Source organism: Salinicola salarius (assembly GCF_002179555.1).
GTDB classification, from domain to species: domain Bacteria; phylum Pseudomonadota; class Gammaproteobacteria; order Pseudomonadales; family Halomonadaceae; genus Salinicola; species Salinicola salarius_A.
This window is the reverse complement of the sequence record NZ_NHOU01000001.1, coordinates 77,114-95,432: the sequence shown is the minus strand read 5'-3', so window position 1 is coordinate 95,432 and position 18,319 is coordinate 77,114. Positions and strand designations below refer to the sequence as shown.

Annotated in this window: 13 protein-coding genes; 8 read left to right on the top strand and 5 right to left on the bottom strand. The window is 62.9% G+C overall.

The window, feature by feature from the left end:
* Positions 1-70 precede the first annotated feature (70 nt).
* The 4 genes from CCD76_RS00420 to prfB form a co-directional block, all read right to left on the bottom strand.
* Positions 71-1,459, bottom strand: coding sequence for an MFS transporter (locus tag CCD76_RS00420; RefSeq protein ID WP_087717603.1), 1,389 nt, complete (start codon positions 1,457-1,459; stop codon positions 71-73).
* A gap of 46 nt (positions 1,460-1,505) precedes the next feature.
* Positions 1,506-1,892: a hypothetical protein gene (locus CCD76_RS00415; protein ID WP_087717602.1), complete on the bottom strand. Its 387-nt coding sequence runs from the start codon at positions 1,890-1,892 to the stop codon at positions 1,506-1,508.
* A 247-nt stretch (positions 1,893-2,139) separates the two neighbouring features.
* Positions 2,140-3,684, bottom strand: a complete 1,545-nt coding sequence (gene lysS, locus CCD76_RS00410; protein WP_087717601.1) for a lysine--tRNA ligase — start codon at positions 3,682-3,684, stop codon at positions 2,140-2,142.
* A gap of 138 nt (positions 3,685-3,822) precedes the next feature.
* A protein-coding gene (gene prfB / locus CCD76_RS00405; RefSeq protein WP_143543238.1) for a peptide chain release factor 2 occupies positions 3,823-4,921 on the bottom strand; the annotation gives its coding sequence in 2 pieces (ribosomal slippage) (positions 3,823-4,845 and positions 4,847-4,921; 1,098 coding nt in all).
* Between the two features lie 246 nt (positions 4,922-5,167).
* Between prfB and CCD76_RS00400 the strand changes: the two genes are divergently transcribed.
* The 8 genes from CCD76_RS00400 to CCD76_RS00365 all read left to right on the top strand — a co-directional run bounded on the left by CCD76_RS00400 (position 5,168) and on the right by CCD76_RS00365 (position 16,750).
* Positions 5,168-6,775, top strand: coding sequence for a peptide ABC transporter substrate-binding protein (locus CCD76_RS00400; protein ID WP_087717600.1), 1,608 nt, complete (start codon positions 5,168-5,170; stop codon positions 6,773-6,775).
* Positions 6,776-7,022: 247 nt separating this feature from the next.
* On the top strand, positions 7,023-8,621 hold the full coding sequence (locus tag CCD76_RS00395; RefSeq protein WP_087717599.1) for a peptide ABC transporter substrate-binding protein: 1,599 nt from the start codon (positions 7,023-7,025) through the stop codon (positions 8,619-8,621).
* A gap of 53 nt (positions 8,622-8,674) precedes the next feature.
* The gene (locus CCD76_RS00390) at positions 8,675-9,616 is read left to right on the top strand and encodes a C40 family peptidase (protein WP_087717598.1); all 942 of its coding nucleotides are present in this window, start codon (positions 8,675-8,677) and stop codon (positions 9,614-9,616) included.
* Positions 9,617-9,791: 175 nt separating this feature from the next.
* Entirely contained in the window at positions 9,792-11,396 is a 1,605-nt protein-coding gene (locus CCD76_RS00385; protein WP_087717597.1) for a peptide ABC transporter substrate-binding protein, read from the top strand.
* 75 nt (positions 11,397-11,471) lie between these two features.
* On the top strand, positions 11,472-13,076 hold the full coding sequence (locus CCD76_RS00380; protein ID WP_256960987.1) for a peptide ABC transporter substrate-binding protein: 1,605 nt from the start codon (positions 11,472-11,474) through the stop codon (positions 13,074-13,076).
* 43 nt (positions 13,077-13,119) lie between these two features.
* On the top strand, positions 13,120-14,046 hold the full coding sequence (gene oppB, locus CCD76_RS00375; protein WP_087717596.1) for an oligopeptide ABC transporter permease OppB: 927 nt from the start codon (positions 13,120-13,122) through the stop codon (positions 14,044-14,046).
* Between the two features lie 122 nt (positions 14,047-14,168).
* Positions 14,169-15,140, top strand: a complete 972-nt coding sequence (locus CCD76_RS00370) for an ABC transporter permease (protein ID WP_087717595.1) — start codon at positions 14,169-14,171, stop codon at positions 15,138-15,140.
* Between the two features lie 11 nt (positions 15,141-15,151).
* On the top strand, positions 15,152-16,750 hold the full coding sequence (locus CCD76_RS00365) for an ABC transporter ATP-binding protein (RefSeq protein WP_087717594.1): 1,599 nt from the start codon (positions 15,152-15,154) through the stop codon (positions 16,748-16,750).
* Between the two features lie 15 nt (positions 16,751-16,765).
* Here the strand turns inward: CCD76_RS00365 and CCD76_RS00360 are convergent, their stop codons facing one another.
* Entirely contained in the window at positions 16,766-18,106 is a 1,341-nt protein-coding gene (locus tag CCD76_RS00360; RefSeq protein ID WP_087717593.1) for an OmpP1/FadL family transporter, read from the bottom strand.
* Positions 18,107-18,319: the final 213 nt, after the last annotated feature.

The window sequence follows — 18,319 nt, the reverse complement described above, 5'->3', positions numbered from 1 at the left end:
AATCATTGTAACGTCTCACCGGCCCATCGAGCGACGACCGGGAAATGGGCTCGGCCACCAGAGGCGAAGCTCAGCGCCGTCGTCCCTTGGCGGCCATCGGCGTGCGATAGAGGCTCAGTGCCAGCGCAATCATGACAGATACGCTCCCCACCCACAGCGATAGCGTCAACGATCCGAACGAAAGGCCGAGAATCAGCCCGACCAGCGCCGTTCCCAGCGACTGCCCGAAGGTACGCACCGAGGCCAGCACGCCGGAGGCGTTGGCGCTCAGCTCCACCGATACGCTGCCGATCATCTCGCGATTGTTCGGCGCCTGGAACAGCCCGTACCCCACGCCGCACAGCGCGGTTCGCCAGATCACGTCGAGGTAGCTCGAGTCGGCGTCCAGCCCGGTCAGTGCCAGCATGCCCAGCAGGAAAAGGCCCAGCCCGGTCGAACTGATCAGTGCCGGGTTACCCTTGTCCGCCAGACGCCCCGCCAGCGGCCCGATGACCATGATCACCAGCGGCCAGGGCGTGAACAGTACCGCCGACATGATCGGCGACACGCCCATGACGGTCTGGTAGAGGAACGGCAGCCCCACGAAAGCCACGCCTTGGGCCAGAAACGCAAACATCGACACGACCGCGGCAAACGAGAAGCGCGGTTCGGCGAACAGTGCCAACGGCACCAGCGGCCTGACGGCGTGACGTTGGCGGTAGACGAACCCCAGCAGACAGGCCACGCTGAGCGCCAGCGTCGATAGCGCCAGCACGCCGCCATTGCCATGGCCGAACTGATCCAGAGCAAAAACGCTGCCACTGAGCATGACGATCGACATCAACGCGCCCCAGATATCGATCCGTCCGGGGATGGGCGCTTCCCTCGGCAGCGCGCGCACACCCAGCGTCAGCGCCAGCAGCCCGATCGGCACGTTGATGGCGAACAGCCACGGCCAGCTCGCCACGTGCAGGATCACACCACCCAGCGACGGCCCCGCGGCGATGCCGAACGCCACCGTCAGCGCGCTCAGGCCTATTGCCGACCCCAACAGCCGGGTGGGAAAGATGATGCGATAGAGCGACGGCCCGATGCTCAGCATCGCGGCGGCACCGACCGCCTGCAGGCCTCGCATCGCGAGCAGGAACTCGAACGAGCGCGCCAGCGCACAGCCCAGCGACGCCACGGTGAAGACCAGCAGGCCACCGATATAGAGCCGGTGGCGCCCCACCCGACGGCTCACCGCGGCAAAGGTCAGCAGCAAGGCGGCGGTCACCAGTTGGTAGACGTTGGCGATCCAGATCGACTCGGAACCGCTGATCGACAGTTCCTGGGCCAGGGTGGGAAGGGCGATATTGACGATGCCGTTGTCCAGCACCGCCATCTGGGTACCGGTAATCATCGCCAGTAGCGCCAGCTTGCGTTCGCGCCCGGGTAGGCCGTCGTCCCCCGGGCGCTCCTCGAACAGGCGCTTCAGCATGTCTTCGGGTAGCGGCAGGCACCGCCGTCAGGCAACATCCGACCCATCACTCCTCGTCGGTCTCCATCAGCAGTTCGTCGTCGACCTCGGACGTTTCCAGCGCGGCCTCGTCATCGAGATCCACCGCCAGATAGCTGTGTTCGAGGGTGAGGAACGCCTGGAACAGCGACCAGTCGAGATTCTCCGGCCACTGGCGCTCATCCTCTTCCCACGCCCGCAGCTCGGTTTCGAGAATGTCGTAATAGCGCTCCCCGACATAGGCATGCAACGCCTCCGGCGTATCCATCTCGGGGATCAGGTAAACGGTGTTTTCGCCAGCGATATCGTCGAGCGTCAGGTCGTCTTCACCGACGGTCGGCTCCAACGAGTTGACCCAGTCGACGAACGCCTGGGTCGGCTTGACGCTCAGCGCGGAACGATTGAGCAGCTTCATCGGTGTCACCTCTTCTTGGGAACCGCACGGGGTCGGCGGAATTCGAACCGCAGCCATTATGGGCGCTAGACACGCCCCTGACCAACAAACTCATGAACACAGAGCGAGAATAGCACCGAGACAATCTGCGAGCCTGTTCAAGCGCAAGGCGCACGGAACACAGGCGCCCGAGCCTATGGGGTATAGGTGAGGCGCGCCGAGTACCGCGCAACGCCGCGATTGGACGGCGCAGCTATTGTATTCGGGGTTATTCCGGGCGCATCGCCGGGAACAGCAGCACATCCCTGATCGATGGACTATCGGTCAACAGCATCACCAGCCGGTCGATACCGATGCCTTCGCCGGCGGTCGGCGGCATGCCGTATTCCAGCGCGCGCACGTAGTCGGCATCGTAGTACATCGCCTCCAGATCGCCGGCGTCCTTCTCCGCCACCTGGGCGGCAAAACGCTCGGCCTGGTCCTCGGCGTCGTTGAGCTCGGAGAAGCCGTTGGCGATCTCGCGCCCGCCGACGAAGAACTCGAAGCGGTCGGTAACGTGAGGGTTGGTATCGTTGCGTCGCGCCAGCGGGCTGACTTCGGCCGGATACTCGGTGATGAAGGTCGGCTGATCGAGCCGATGCTCGGCGACGGCTTCGAATATCTCGGTCTGCAGCTTGCCCAGGCCCCAGGTCGGCTTGACCGGAATGTTCAGGCGCTCGCAGGTCGCCTTGGCCGCCTCGAACGTATCGATGTCGGCTTCGCCGATGGCATCGCCCTCGATCTCGGCGCCGTATTCGATGATCGACTGGCGCAGGGTCAGACGACGGAACGGCTGGCCCAGGTCGTAGTCGGTGCCCTGATAGGTGACGGTCGTGGTGCCCAGTACCTGCTCGGCGGCGTCACGGACCATCGCTTCGGTCAGGTCTAGCAGATCCCGGTAATCGGCATAGGCCCAGTAGAACTCGAGCATGGTGAATTCCGGGTTGTGCCGCGTCGACAGACCTTCGTTACGGAAGTTGCGGTTGATTTCGAACACCCGCTCGAACCCGCCCACCACCAGGCGCTTGAGGTAGAGCTCCGGGGCGATGCGCAGATACATGTCGATATCCAGCGCGTTGTGGTGCGTGGTGAACGGCCGCGCGGTGGCGCCGCCGGGGATCGGCTGCAGCATCGGCGTCTCGACTTCCATGAAGCCGCGCTCGACCATGAACCGGCGGATCGCGGCGATGACGCCGGAACGCACCTCGAACACGCGCCGAGACTGCGGATTCATGATCAGGTCGACGTAGCGCTGACGATAACGTGCCTCGAGGTCGGTCAGGCCGTGGAACTTGTCCGGCAGCGGGCGCAGGCTCTTGGTCAAGAGCTTGGCCTCGACCAGCATGACGTAGAGATCGCCCTTGCCGGACTTGTGGACCGGGCCGCGGCCGGCGACGATGTCACCGATGTCCCAGCTCTGGATATCTTCCAGCAGCTCGGCGGGCAACCCTTTCTTGTCGACGTAAAACTGGATCTGGCCGGACACGTCCTGGATCACCACGAACGGGCCGCGCTTGCGCATGACGCGTCCGGCGACGGCCGCCTGACGATCGAGCGACTCGAGCTCGGGCTTGTCCTTGTCGCCCAGTTCCGCTTGCAGATCCGCCGCCAGACTGTCGCGGCGGAAGTCGTTAGGAAATGCGCTGCCACCCTGCTCCGCCGCCTGCTCGCGACGCGCCGCCAGCTTGGCACGGCGCTCCGCGATCAGCCGGTTTTCTTCATGCGCGTCATTCTGCGCATCGGAAGGAGATTGCGGGTTGTCCTGGTTCGCCATGTCGTCGCCTGTCGAAAAATAAAGTAAAGCCGCGAGCCGCGAGCCGCGAGCCGCGACTACCAGAATGCGGTCGTAATGAGATTCGCAAGCCCTTTTCTCGTAGCTCGTAGCTCGTAGCTCGTAGCTCGTAGCTCACGATTAAAGCCCTTGCTTGAGACTCGCCTCGATAAACTGATCCAGATCGCCGTCGAGCACCTTGTCGCAATTGCTGCTCTGCACGCCGGTTCGCAGATCCTTGATGCGCTGATCGTCGAGCACGTAGGAGCGAATCTGGCTGCCCCAGCCGATGTCGGCCTTGCTCTCTTCGGCCTGCTGCTTGGCAGCATTGCGCTTCTGCATCTCGTGCTCCCACAGCTTCGCCTTCAACTGCTTCATGGCGAAGTCGCGGTTGGCGTGCTGGCTGCGCTGGCTCTGGCAGGCCACCACGATCCCCGTCGGCTCGTGGGTGATACGCACCGCCGAATCGGTGGTGTTGACGTGCTGACCGCCAGCGCCGCTTGAGCGGTAGGTGTCGGTTCGCAGATCGGCCGGGTTGATCTCCACCTCGAAGCTGTCGTCCACCTCGGGGGAAAGGAACACGGACGCGAACGAGGTGTGGCGACGCCCGCCGGAATCGAACGGGCTCTTGCGCACCAGACGGTGAACGCCGGTCTCGGTACGCAGCCAGCCGAAGGCGTACTCGCCCTGGACATGGATCGTGGCGGACTTGATGCCGGCTACCTCGCCCGCGGAGACTTCGGTCAGTTCCGCCTTGAAGCCGTGATGCTCGGCCCAACGCAGATACATGCGCAGCAGCATGTTGGCCCAGTCCTGAGCCTCGGTGCCGCCTGAGCCGGCCTGGATATCGAGATAGGCGTTGTTCTCGTCCATTTCGCCGGAGAACATGCGCCGGAATTCCAGCTTGTCGAGCTGGCCTTCGAGATACGCAAGCTCCTTGCGAACCTCGTCGATGGTCGCATCGTCCTCTTCCATCACCGCCAGCTCGAGCAGCTCGCGATTGTCGGTGAGGCCACTATCGAGGGTATCGATGGTCTCGACCACGGCTTCCAGCGACGCCCGCTCCTTGCCCAGCTTCTGGGCATAGTCGGGATCGTTCCAGACGTCCGGGTTTTCCAGCTCGCGGGAGACTTCTTCTAGCCGGTCTTTCTTCTCGGCATAGTCAAAGATACCCCCTCAGGACGTCTGTCCTTTCGGACAGGTCCTTGATGAGGTTGTTGATCGGGTTGATCTCTTGCATGGGATTCCTGCCAACGTAGCCGCGGGCGCTCCCTCGGCTCGACGAATGCGTGAACCGGAAAAACGAATCGAGAGAACGCCCAAAAGGGCGCCTATTGTAGCCAACTGCCGGCATAGCGTCATCCCGCCAGGCGCGGACAAGCGCAAAGCGCTGTGCGGCCGGGCTCGATGCGCTAAGGTTGGAAAACCACGAGTCATCTACCAATAATCATCCGGTCACCGACCGTCATTCAGGGATAGCATTTCCATGTCACCGACCCGCCTTGCTGCCGCCATCGGTTTCGCTGCCACACTGACTGCCCTGCCGCTCCAGGCCGCGACGCTGCAGGTAGGTATTTCCGGCGATCCTGCCTCGCTCAGCCCGGCCAAGATCACCGGCGGCGTGTGGGAAGAGGACGTCCTGCGGGACATCTTCGAAGGCCCGATCGCCATCGACGCCGACGGCCAGATCATCCCCGGCGCCGCTGAAAGCTGGGAGATCTCCGACGATGGCAAGACCTACACTTTTCATCTGCGCGACGGCCTCGAATGGTCCGACGGCGAGCCGTTGACTGCCGACGACTTCGTCTACGCCTATCGCCACCAGGTCGATCCCGAGACCGCCTCCAACTACGCCCACCGCCTCTACCCGGTGGTCAACGCCCAGGCGATAAATGCCAGCGAAAAGCCGCTCGATGCGCTGGGCGTCGAATCCCTGGACGACGGCAAGACGCTCAAGATTACCTTGAACACGCCTACCGTCTATTTCCTCAAGACGCTGGTCCTGCCATTCGCCTATCCGATCCCCAGGCATGTCGTGGATGAATTCGGCGACGACTGGAGCGATCCGTCCCACATTGCGGTGAATGGCGCGTTCAAGCCGGTGAAATGGGTCTCCAACACCGAGCTGGAGACGGTCAAGAACGCGAACTTCCATGATGCCGACAATGTCAGCCTGGACGGTGTCGACTACTACCCGCTGGAGGACAAGAACGCCGGCATCCAGCGCTTCCGCGCCGGCGAGCTCGACATCCTGCGCGACTATCCGGCGGCGCAGTATCCGCGCCTGTCGGAGAACCTGCCGGACGCTACGCACCTGTTTCCGTCGCTGGGCACCTACTACTACGTGTTCAACCTGCGCGAAGGCTCGCCGGTGGCGGACAAGCGCGTGCGCGAAGCGCTGAGCCTGGCGATTCGTCGCGACGTGATCGCCAAGCAGCTGCTGAAGGGCGGCGTCGAACCGGCCACCTCGCTGGTACCGCCGGGAACCAGCGACTACGAGGCCCAGTCCCAGCCGGGGCTCGATGACGACATGGACACACGTCTGGCCGAGGCCAGGTCGCTGATGCAGGAAGCCGGCTACGGCCCGGACAATCCGCTCGAACTGACGCTGCGCTTCAACAGCGGCGACGAGCATCGCCAGATTGCCGTGGCGGTCGCCGCGATGTGGAAGCCGCTGGGGGTCGACGTCGAGCTGCGCAACACCGAAGCCAACGTCCACTACGCCGATCTGATGGAAGGCGATTTCCAGGTCGCCCGCGCCGCCTGGATCTCGAGCTACGACGATCCCCAGAACTTCCTGCAATTGCTGTCGGCGGAAACCAACAACTATGGCGGCTACCAGGACGAGGACTACAACGGCCTGATCAGCCAGTCGGACGCCGAGCAGGACCCGGCGAAGCGCGCGCAGCTGATGCAGCAGGCCGAAGCCCTGGCACTGGCCGACTATCCTCTGACCCCAATCTATACCTACAGCTCACGCAATCTGGTCAATGCCGAGATCGAAGGCTGGAACGACAATGCACTGGATATGCACGCCTCGCGCTGGGTGCAGCTTCCAGAGTCACGAGACGAACGTCCAGAGTCGTTCGATTAACGTCTAACCGGGGCTGAAATCACGACCAGGGCGGCGACGTCGCCGCCTCTGCGCGCCCATATGCGTGAAATGAAATGGTTCATCGAGCATTTGAATTAGACGAGCCATCAGGTTCGCGCGAAGGTACCGCATCGATTCTTCGGACGTGTCGTGCGCCGATCAACCTTTGAACGCATTTGGCGCGTGAGCCTCATCGCGAATGTTCCACGACCCATGCGCCACAACAACAAGTCGGAGTTTTCCATAGATGTCGAAGCTGTCTCTCCCCCGCGCGCTGTTCCCGCTTAGTGCCCTGGCTCTGGCCACCTCGCTGATAGCGACGCCGGCGCTGGCCGAAACCCTCAGTATCGGCGTTCAGGGCGAGCTCGCCTCGTTCGACACCTCGCAGGTTTCCGGCGGGGTATGGGAATCCCAGGTACTGATGGACGTCTACGAAGGCCTGCTCAAGCAATCTCCCGATGGTGAGCTACTGCCGGGCATGGCAACCGAGTGGGAAGTCTCCGACGATGGCAAGACCTATACCTTCCACATGAGGGAAGGGGCAAAATGGTCCGACGGCGAGCCGGTGACCGCCGAGGACTTCGTGTTCGGCTGGCAACACCTGCTGGCACCGGAGAACGCCTCCAAGTACGCCTACATGCTCTATCCGATCGTCAACGCCGAGGCAGTCAATACCGGCGACAAATCGGCCGACACTCTCGGTGCCGAGTCTCTGGATGGCGGCAAGACGCTCAAGGTCACGCTCAACCATCCCACGCCCTACTTCCTGCAGTTGCTGACCCACTACACCGCCTACCCGGTGCCCAAGCATCTGGTCGACGAATACGGCAAGGATTGGGTCAAGCTCGACCACATCGCCTCCAACGGCGCCTTCAAGCCGGTGGACTGGGTCTCTCAGTCGCGCATCAGCGTCGAGAAGAGCCCGACCTACTACGACGCCGACGATGTCTCGCTGGATGGCGTCAACTACTACACCGTCGAGGACCGCAATGCCGGCATCTCCCGTTTCCGTGCCGGCGAGCTCGACGTACTGACCGACTATCCTTCCAGCCGTTATCAGTGGCTGACCGACAACCTGCCTGATGCCACGCACATGAGCCCGATGCTCGGCTCCTACTACTACGTGCTCAACAATCGCGACGGCAACCCCACCGCCGACAAGCGCGTGCGTGAAGCGCTCAACCTGGCCATTCGTCGCAACGTGCTCTCCGAGCAGATCATGGCCGGCAGCTTCAAGGCTTCCACCGCCATGGTCCCGCCGGGCACCAGCCACTACGACGCCCAGCAGATGGACCTCGGCAGCGACGACATGAACGATCGCATGGCCCGTGCCAAGGACCTGTTGAAGGAAGCCGGTTACGGTCCGGATCATCCGCTCGAACTGCGCCTGCGCTACAACACCAGTGACGAGCACAAGAAGATCGCCATCGCCGTGGCCGCCATGTGGAAGCCGCTGGGCATCAACGTACAGATGATCAATTCCGAAGCGACCGTCCATTACCAGACCATCCAGCAAGGCGATTTCGATGTCGCGCGCGCCGGCTGGATCGCCGACTACAACGACGCCGAGAATTTCCTCACGCTGCTGCATACCGGTGTCGGCAACAATTACGGCACCTACTCCAATCCCGAGTACGACAAGCTGATGGACCAGGCCGCGCAGACACAGGATCTCGACGCCCGGGAAAAAATTCTCGAGAAAGCCGAGAACGTGGCCCTGGACGACTATGCGTTCATTCCCATGCTGACCTACGTCACGCGCAACCTGGTCAATCCGAAACTCGAAGGCTGGGAAGACAACGTCGAGGACGACCATCCGTCACGTTGGGTTCACTTCACCGAGTAACGACTTGAGCGGTCTTCCGGAAGCACTGGCATGAGTCATCAGGGGACATCGACATGAGCTGCGTCGCCGTCGCCGTGGCGGGATTGTGGGCCTCCCCCGACGCACCCCGGGCCATCGATGCCTCGGCGCTGGGCAACCCGGCTCTGCTGGAACACTGGCTGGCCGCGCTGGATGACGATACCCGGCTCGCGCTGTGCAAGGAGAAACGGCTCGCCACCCAGGTGCTGCTGGATACGCCGGTCGGGATCCTCGAACGCCGTCGGGACAGCCAGGGCAACGACTGGTGTCGCGTGGTGGTCCCGAACCAGCGCTCGTCGCTCGATCCTCGCGGCTATCCCGGCTGGATTCCGGCCACGCAGCTCGCCGAAGGGGAAGGCTGCCTCGCCGTCGGCACCGAAGCGGCAACGGTGGTCACGCCTGTCGCCTGGATGCAGGGCCTGCCCCAGGGTCGCTCGCTGAAACTGAGCTTTCTGACACGACTGTCTGTGGCCACGCCATCCAGCGATGAAGATCTCTCTCGCATCTGGGTGGAAACGTCGCTGGGGCGGGGCTGGCTGCCACGGGGCAGCGTCCATCTGCCGGATGAAAGCTTCCCAGCAGTCGCCGCCACGCTGGAAACGCTAGGGCGACGCTTCGACGGTCTGCGCTACCTGTGGGCCGGCAACTCAAGCTTCGGCTACGACTGCTCGGGGCTGGTGCACAGTCTGTTCGCCGCCATAGGCATCGCACTGCCCCGCGACGCCTCCGATCAGGTCGAGACGGGGCAGCCGGTCGAACTCGGCGAGCGCCGCCCCGGCGACCTATTGTTCTTCGAGAAGCCCGACGACACAGGCCGGTTAGTGGTCGATCACGTCGCGCTCTATCTCGGCGAGGACCGTATGCTGCACTCGCCGACGAACAATGCGCGCATCGAATGTCGCCGGCTCGGTGGCAGTCGCTATGCCGAACAGCTCTGCGCGGTGCGCCGCTACCTATCCACGCCGGAAGCGTCCTGAGTCGAGACGCTGGCGATAGCAAGACAGCGATGCAGAAAAGCGCCGTTACCGGCGCCGAATGGAATACGATCGAGATGGGTTCCCGTCCCCGGCACACAGCCCGGCGACAAGCCCGGCGACAAGCCCGGCAACTAGACCAGTAACAACAATTGTCTAATAACGGATGGACTCGATCATGCACCAACCGCGTAAACAACGACTTCATCGTCGGCCAGGCCGCTTTGGCCTGCTGCTGGGGCTGGGTCTACTGACCAGCAGCGTGCAGGCCGCCACGCTGAGCATCGGTATTCAAGGCGAGCCCGCCTCGCTGGATACCGCTCGGATCGGTGGCAGTACCTGGGAGAACGACGTCCTGGGCGATCTGTTCGAAGGCCTGGTCACGCTGGATCCTTCCGGTAAATACATCCCCGGCGCAGCCAGCGATTGGTCACTCAGCGACGACGGCAAGGTCTATACCTTCAAGCTGCGCGACGACGCCAACTGGTCGGATGGCGAACCCGTGGTCGCCGAGGATTTCGTGCTCGCCTTCCAGCGCCTGTTCGACCCGGCCAATGGCGCCGTCTATGCCAGCCTGTTCTATCCGATTCGCGGCGCCGAAGCGCATACCAAGGGCGAGAAGGACGCCCCCGAACTCGGCGTCGAAGCCGTCGACGCCAAGACCTTGAAGATCACGCTCGATCAGCCGACGCCCTACTTCCCGACGCTGCTGGCTCATATCGCCGCGTCTCCCGTGCCATCGCATCTGGTCGAGAAATTCGGCAACGACTGGACGCAGATGGATCACATCGCGACCAACGGTGCCTTCACGCCGACCGGCTGGATCTCCCACGATCATATCGCGGCGCGCAAGAACGCCGAGTTTCATGCAGCCGCAGACGTCGCGCTCGATGGCGTCGACTACTATCCGGTCGAGGACCGCAGCGCCGGCCTGCAGCGCTTCCGCGCCGGCGGCCTGGACATCGTCCGCGACTTCTCGCCGGATCGTTACCAGTGGCTGCAGCAGAACCTGCCCGACGCCGTCCACCTCGCGCCGCAGCTGGCCAACTACTACTTCGCGCTCAACCAGCGCGACGGCCACCCGACCGCCGACAAGCGGGTGCGGGAAGCACTTAACCTGGCGATCCGCCGCGACGTCATCGCCGATCAGATCATGGACGGCGTCGTCTCCCCGGCCAGCGGCTTCGTTCCGGAAGGGGTCAGCCACTACGACGCCCAAGCCATGCCCGGCCTCGATCAGGCAAGGGACGAGCGAGTCGCCGAGGCCCAGGCGCTGCTGAAAGACGCCGGCTACGGCCCCGATCACCCGCTCGAGCTGACGCTGCGCTACTCCACCACCGAGGCCAACAAGCGCATCGCCGTGGCGCTGGCCGCCATGTGGAAGCCGCTCGGCGTCGAGACGCAGCTGGTCAACGCCGAGGGCGCAGTTCACTACGCCGAGCTCGCCGCCGGCAACTTCGACGTCGGCCGCGGCAGTTGGGTCGCGGACTTCGACGACGCCAGCAACTTCCTCGGCATCCTGCAGAGCGACTCGCCCAAAAATTACGGCGGCTATCGCAGTCAGGCGTTCGACGAGCTGATGGCCAGGGCCAGCCGCGAAACCGACATGGCCGCCCGCCAGCAACTGCTACAGCAGGCCGAGCGGCAGGCGCTTTCCGACTATGCCGTGGCGCCGATCTACGTCGATGTCTCGCGCAACCTGGTCAACCCGAAGCTGGAAGGCTGGGAAGACAACGCGCTCAACCGGCATCTGTCGCGATGGTTCTCGCTAGACGCGGATTGACGACAAGACACTCGATCACCAATGCCGCCGAGTCGCGCGATCACTGCGACCGGTGGCCGAGGGACGCAGGACAAGATGATTTCGAAGCACCACAAGATGATGTCGCGTTACCTGCTTGCCGCGCTGGGCGGCATCGCGCTGGGCGCAATGGCCGTCCCGGCACAGGCTTTCACCGTCGATATCGCCAATGGCGCCGAGCCGGGCTCTCTCGATCCGCAGAAGACCAGCGGCGTCTGGGAAACCCGGATCACGCGGGCGCTGTTCGAGCGGCTGGTCACCTACGCCGCCGACGGCAGCCTGGTCCCCGGGCTCGCCGAGCACTGGGAGATCAGCGACGACGGCAAGCAGTACACCTTCCATCTGCGTGACGCCGAGTGGTCGGACGGCGAGCCGATCACCGCCGATGACGCCGTGTTCGCCCTGCGCCGCGTGCTGGAACCAGCGATCGCCAACCAGAACGCCAATCTCTATTACCCTATCGTCAACGCCCGGGCGATCAATGCTGGCGAGAAAAGCCCCGACACACTCGGGGTCGAGGCCGTCGACGCGCATACGCTGCGCATCCGGTTGACGCAGCCCACCGCCTGGTTTCTGCAGGCGCTGGCGATGACCGAAGCCTCGCCGCTGCCGGAACACGTGCTGGCCAACGCTGACGATGGCTGGATCAAACCCGGCGACACCGTCTCCAGCGGCGTCTTCACGCTCAGCCAGTGGCAGCCCCAGTCCCGGATCGTGGTGACCAGAAATCCGCACTACTACGATGCCGACCAGGTCTCGGTCGATGAGGCCGTGTTCTACCCGATCGATGATGCCAACGCCGCGCTGAATCGCTTTCGCACCGGCGAGATGGACATCGCCTACTCGAGCGTTCCCTCCTCGCGCTTCGCCTGGGCCAGGGAGAACCTCGGCGACGCGCTGAGAGTCGGTCCGCTGACGGCGGAATATTTCTACATGTTCAATCTTCACGACGGGCAGCCGCTGGCGGATCGCCGCGTGCGCGAAGCCCTCAACCTGGCCGTCCGACGCGATGTCATTACCGACCAGATTCTGGGCCAGGGCCAGACGCCCTCGTTCTGGTACGTGCCGCGCAATACCGCTAACGCCCCGCGTGGCGATCTCGATTTCGCCGACATGACGATGGACGAGCGCATGGCCCGCGCCAAAGCGCTGATGCAGGAAGCGGGCTATGGCCCCGACCATCCGCTACGCCTGCGGCTCAACTACAACACGCTGGAAGATCACAAGAAGATTGCGGTGGCCGTGGCCGCGATGTGGAAGCCGCTGGGCGTGGAAGTCGAACTGATCAATTCCGAAGCGGCCGTGCACTACGCCACCATCCGCGAAGGCAATTTCGAAGTGGCCCGTTACGGCATGGTGGCGACCATCAACGATCCGTTCGACTTTCTCAATGCCTACGCCGACAGCGGCTCGGCCAGCCGGAGTAGCGGTTATCACGATGCCGAATACGACGCGCTGGTGGCCAAGAGCACGCGGGAGCTCGATCCGCAGAAACGCCGCCAGTTGATGACCCGTGCCCAGCAACGGCTGCTGGACGACTACGCCCTGCTGCCACTCTACGACTATGTCTCCGTCCATCTCGTCTCGCCCGCCATTCAGGGCTGGGAAATCAATCCGATGGACGTCCACCCGCTGCGCTATCTCCAGGAGAGCGAGCAATGATTCTCTCGAAGACACCGCTATGTTCAGGCTCAGGTGATCCGGCATGCTGATCTATACCCTCAAGCGCCTGCTGCAGGCGATCCCCACGCTATTGATCGTGATCACGATCTCGTTCTTTTTGATGCGCGTGGCGCCGGGCGGGCCGTTCGACGGCGAACGCCAGCTGCCGCCGGAGATCGAAGCCAACCTGATGGCGGCCTATCATCTCGACGAGCCGCTGCCGATGCAGTATCTGCGCTACATGGGCAACCTGCTCCAGGGTGATTTCGGGCCGTCATTCAAGTACAAGGATTTCTCGGTCACCGAGCTGATCATGCAGGGCTTTCCGGTCAGCCTGGAAATCGGGGGGCTGGCGATACTGCTGGCACTGATTGTCGGGCTGCCGCTGGGCATCGCGGCGGCGCTGAAGCGCAACTCGACGGTCGACTATATGGTCATGGGCACGGCGCTGACCGGCATCGCGGTTCCCAACTTCGTGATCGCGCCGATCTTCGCGCTGGTGTTCGGCGTGCTGCTGGGCTGGCTGCCGGCGGGCGGCTGGAACGGCGGCGCACTGCCCAATCTGGTGCTGCCGGTGGTGGCGCTGTCGATCCAGCAGATCGCCTACATCGCGCGGATGATGCGCGCCAGCATGATCGAGGTGCTGGGCAGCCACTTCATCCGTACCGCCCGCGCCAAGGGGCTCAACGAGGGCGAAGTGATCTGGCGCCATGCCATTCGCCCCGCGCTGCTGCCGGTGATGTCCTATCTCGGCCCGGCCATCGCCGGGATCATCACGGGTTCCGTGGTCATCGAGCAGATCTTCGGTATTCCCGGCATCGGCCGCTACTTCGTCCAGGGCGCGCTCAACCGCGACTACACCCTGGTCATGGGCACCGTGGTCTTCTACGGCGTGCTGATCGTGTTGATGAACCTGATCGTCGACCTGCTCTATTCGGCACTCGACCCCCAGATCCGCTATGACGACTAATCCCCGACAACGACTCGACCGTGACGACGATCCGATCATGACAGCAATGACGATCATGACAATGACGATCATGACAATGACGATCATGACAATGACGATCACAAAGAACAGGGAGGCCGCTGATGACATCCGAATCCAAGCCCTATAGCGGCAAACAGCCGGATGGCACCCCGCTACCCGCTGGTGGCCCCAATCCGCCCCGCTCTCCTGACCCGGAAACCCCGGGCACGAAAGAGGGCGCGCCGGTGGGTGAAAGCCTGGCTCGCGACGCCTGGCGTCGTCTCAGCCAGAACCGCGCCGCCATGGCCAGCCTGGGCCTGCTGCTTGCGATCATCGTGGTGTGCATCGTCGGCCCGTGGCTGCTGCCGTGGGGGCTTGCCGAGGTCGACTGGAACGCTTTCGGCACCGGTCCGACGCTGGAAGGCGCGCACTATCTCGGCACCGACGCCAACGGCCGCGACCTGCTCACCCGCGTGCTCTATGGCGGGCGCGTGTCACTGTCGGTGGCGCTGGTCGCTTCTTTCGTCAGTCTGGTGATCGGCGTGCTCTACGGCGCCATCTCGGGGTATCTGGGCGGTCGCGTCGACAACTACATGATGCGTTTCGTCGACATCATGTATTCGCTGCCGTTCATGTTCCTGGTGATCCTGTTGATGGTGGTGTTCGGGCGCAACATCTTCCTGATCTACGCCGCCATCGGTGCGGTGGAGTGGCTCGACATGGCACGTATCGTGCGCGGCCAGACGCTGGCACTGAAGCGGCGGGAATTCATCGAGGCCGCCCATGCGCTGGGCGTGCGCGATACCAAGATCGTCACCCGCCATCTGATTCCCAACGCCATCGGCCCGGTGATCATCTACGTCACCCTGACCGTGCCCAAGGTGATCCTGCTGGAGAGCTTCCTGTCGTTCCTGGGCCTCGGCGTGCAGGAACCGCTGACCAGTTGGGGCGTACTGATCTCTGAAGGCGTCGACATGATGGAAAGCGCACCATGGATGCTGCTGGTGCCGTCGTTCTTCCTGGCAGCGACGCTGTTCTGTCTCAACTTCCTGGGCGATGGGCTACGCGATGCCCTCGATCCGCGCACGCGCTAAGGAGCCGTTTCATGAGTACTTTGCTCGAAATCGACAAGCTCAGCGTGACCTTCCAGTTGCCTACCGGCCCGGTGACCGCGGTCAAGGACGTGAGCTTCACCATCGCCGAGGGCGAGACGCTGGCCCTGGTGGGCGAATCCGGCTCCGGCAAATCGGTGACCTCCACCGCCGCCATGCGCCTGCTGCCCGAGCTCGCCGAGACCACCGGCGCCATCCGTTTCAATGGCGAAAACCTGCTCGAAGTGACGCCCAAGCGCATGCGCCGGGTACGCGGCAACGACATCTCGATGATCTTCCAGGAGCCGATGACCTCGCTCAATCCGCTCCACCGCATCGGCCGCCAGATTGGCGAGGTGCTGGTCAAGCACAAGCAGCTCACGGGCCAGGCCAATCGCCAGCGGGTGCTGGAGCTGCTGAACCAGGTCGGCATCCCCGAGCCGGAGCGGCGCATCGACAGCTATCCGTACGAGCTCTCCGGCGGTCAGCGTCAACGGGTGATGATCGCGATGGCACTGGCCTGCGAACCCAAGCTGCTGATCGCCGATGAACCGACCACGGCGCTCGACGTCACGGTCCAGGCGCAGATCCTCGAGTTGCTCAAGTCGCTGCAGGCCGAGTACGGCATGGCGATTCTGTTCATCACCCATGACCTGAGCATCGTTCGCCATTTCGCCGATCACGTCGCGGTAATGCGCTATGGCGAAGTGGTCGAGAGCGGCCGCACGCTCGAGGTGTTCGACAACCCGCGCCACGACTACACCCGCATGCTTCTGGACGCGATTCCGCGAGGCCGCAAGGAACCCGCACCGGCAGATTCGCCGGTACTGCTCAGCGGGCACGATATCAAGGTGCGTTTCCCGCTCAAGAAGCGCCTGTTCGGCAAGAGCGAGTACTTCGAGGCCGTGCGTGGCATCGACCTGTCGATTCGCCGCGGGCAGACCTTGGGCATCGTTGGCGAATCCGGTTCCGGCAAGTCGACCCTCGGCCGCGCCCTGCTGCGGCTGCTGAAGTCCGAAGGCGACATCCGCTTCGAAGACGCCGACATCTCCGGGCTCGACAAATCGGGAATGCGTCCGCTGCGCTCGCGTCTGCAGGTGGTGTTCCAGGACCCCTTCGGTTCGCTCTCCCCGCGCATGACGGTGGGCGACATCATCAGCGAAGGTCTCAAGGTACATCATCCGGAAATGAACCGACGCCAGCGCGAGGCGGAAGTCATCGCCGCGCTGGAAGAGGTCGCCCTCGATCCCGCCATGCGCAACCGCTATCCGCATGAATTTTCCGGCGGCCAGCGCCAGCGTATCGCCATCGCCCGTGCGCTGATTCTCAAGCCGGAACTGCTGCTGCTCGACGAACCGACCTCGGCGCTCGACCGCTCGGTCCAGGTTCGTGTCATCGACCTGCTCCGCGACCTGCAGAAGAAGCACGGCCTGACGTATCTCTTCATCAGCCACGACCTCTCAGTGGTGCGCGCGCTCTCCGACGACGTGATGGTGATGAAAGAGGGCCGCGTCATCGAACACGGCTCGGTGGATGCCATCTTCAACCACCCGCGCGAGGCGTATACCCAGGCACTGCTCAAGGCGGCCTTTATCGAATCCGGGGCCGCCTGACGAACCGGTCGAGAGTCAGAAGCGGTAGGTCAACTGTGCGCCGATGCCGTGTGCCTCGTTCTTGTAGTCAGCCTCGTAGGTAGCCCCCCCCGCACCATTGAGCAGATCGGCACGCTCCTGCGAAATCTCGGTTCGGCGCTCGGTCAAGTAGGAGTAGGCAACATCGACCGTCAGTTCCGGAATCGGAGTCCAGCCAGCTCCGAGAGAGAAGATGCGGCGATCATCGGAAGGGATGCGCACGCTACGGTAGGTATCGTTGGTCGGCGTCTCGTCCAGTGTCAGTCCCGCACGCAATACCCATTGTGGATTCACGGTATACTCGCCGCCGACCGCAAAGGCCCAAGCATTACGATAGCTTTGCTGCTCCTGAGTGATCGTGCTTCCTCCTGCGCCGGTCACTCGAATCTCGTTGAAGCGGTCCCAGCGTACCCAAGAAGCACCGAACATCAGCTTGAGATCCGGCGTCATCTGCTGGGTGATAGAAAAGTTGATAGTCTCGGGCGTCGTGAGATCCAGCCTTGCATCATTGTCGGCACGTACGACATTGCCAAGCGGGTCGGTTGCCTCGAAATCCCCTTCCAGGGTGTAATCGACTTTCGAACGATAGGTCAATCCCAGCGTCGTGGACTCAACAGGCCGATAGATTAAACCGATGTTATAACCCCACGCCTCGTCATCCCCTTCGACCCGAGAGTCGATATCCGTGCCTGAATTAAAACCGGCTTCCGAGGGCAACTGACGACGAAGCTCACCATCGACACGGTTATAGGTCACCCCAACGCCGAGCGAAAGCTGATCATTGAAACGATAAGCCAATGTCGGCTGCACCGTGGTTACCACTACCTCGGTATAGTCGCCGAAATAGCGCCCCTGGAAATCAGATTCATAGTCGGTCTTGGATCCGAAGGGAGCATAAACGCCGAGCCCAAAAGACCAACGATCATTGATCGGCTGCGCATAAAAGCCGAATGGTATGACCTTGCTGCCCACCATGTCTCCTTCATTACCGCCGGGCACATCGCCCAACGGCACCTGAACGCCCGATGGTGCACCGCCTGAGGCAACACCGGAGTCGATGGTGCGGGTCGCCGTCACGTTATCGATATCGTTTTGAACATCGAGATAGGTTGCACCGGCAGTGACCTGGGCGCGATCCAGAAACGACATGCCGGCGGGATTGCCGAAAACAATCGTGGCATCGTGAACATTGGAGCTACGCCCGGCATGACCGTAGCCTTGGCTGCTGACACTCTGTTCATTGAGTTGATAGCCACCGGCGAAAGCGGGCCCGGAGGCAGCCGTTCCCAATGCGGCGACGGCAATGGCGAACGACAGACGGTGGTAGCGATATGGCATGGTGGTATCCCCTGGCACGAGTCCGCTGTCGGTCGAGTCACCCTTTCGCCTACAGCGGCATGTCTCTGTTTTACGAGCCCCGTCACGCATGAATCATGGCCCGACTTTTCGCCTTCCGTTGTGACGGAACGGGGGATTAGCGTCAATTGGCAAACGGTCGTTTCAATCGCTTTTTGGGTCTCTCTTTGGTCGTAATACCAAACGCTATGCATC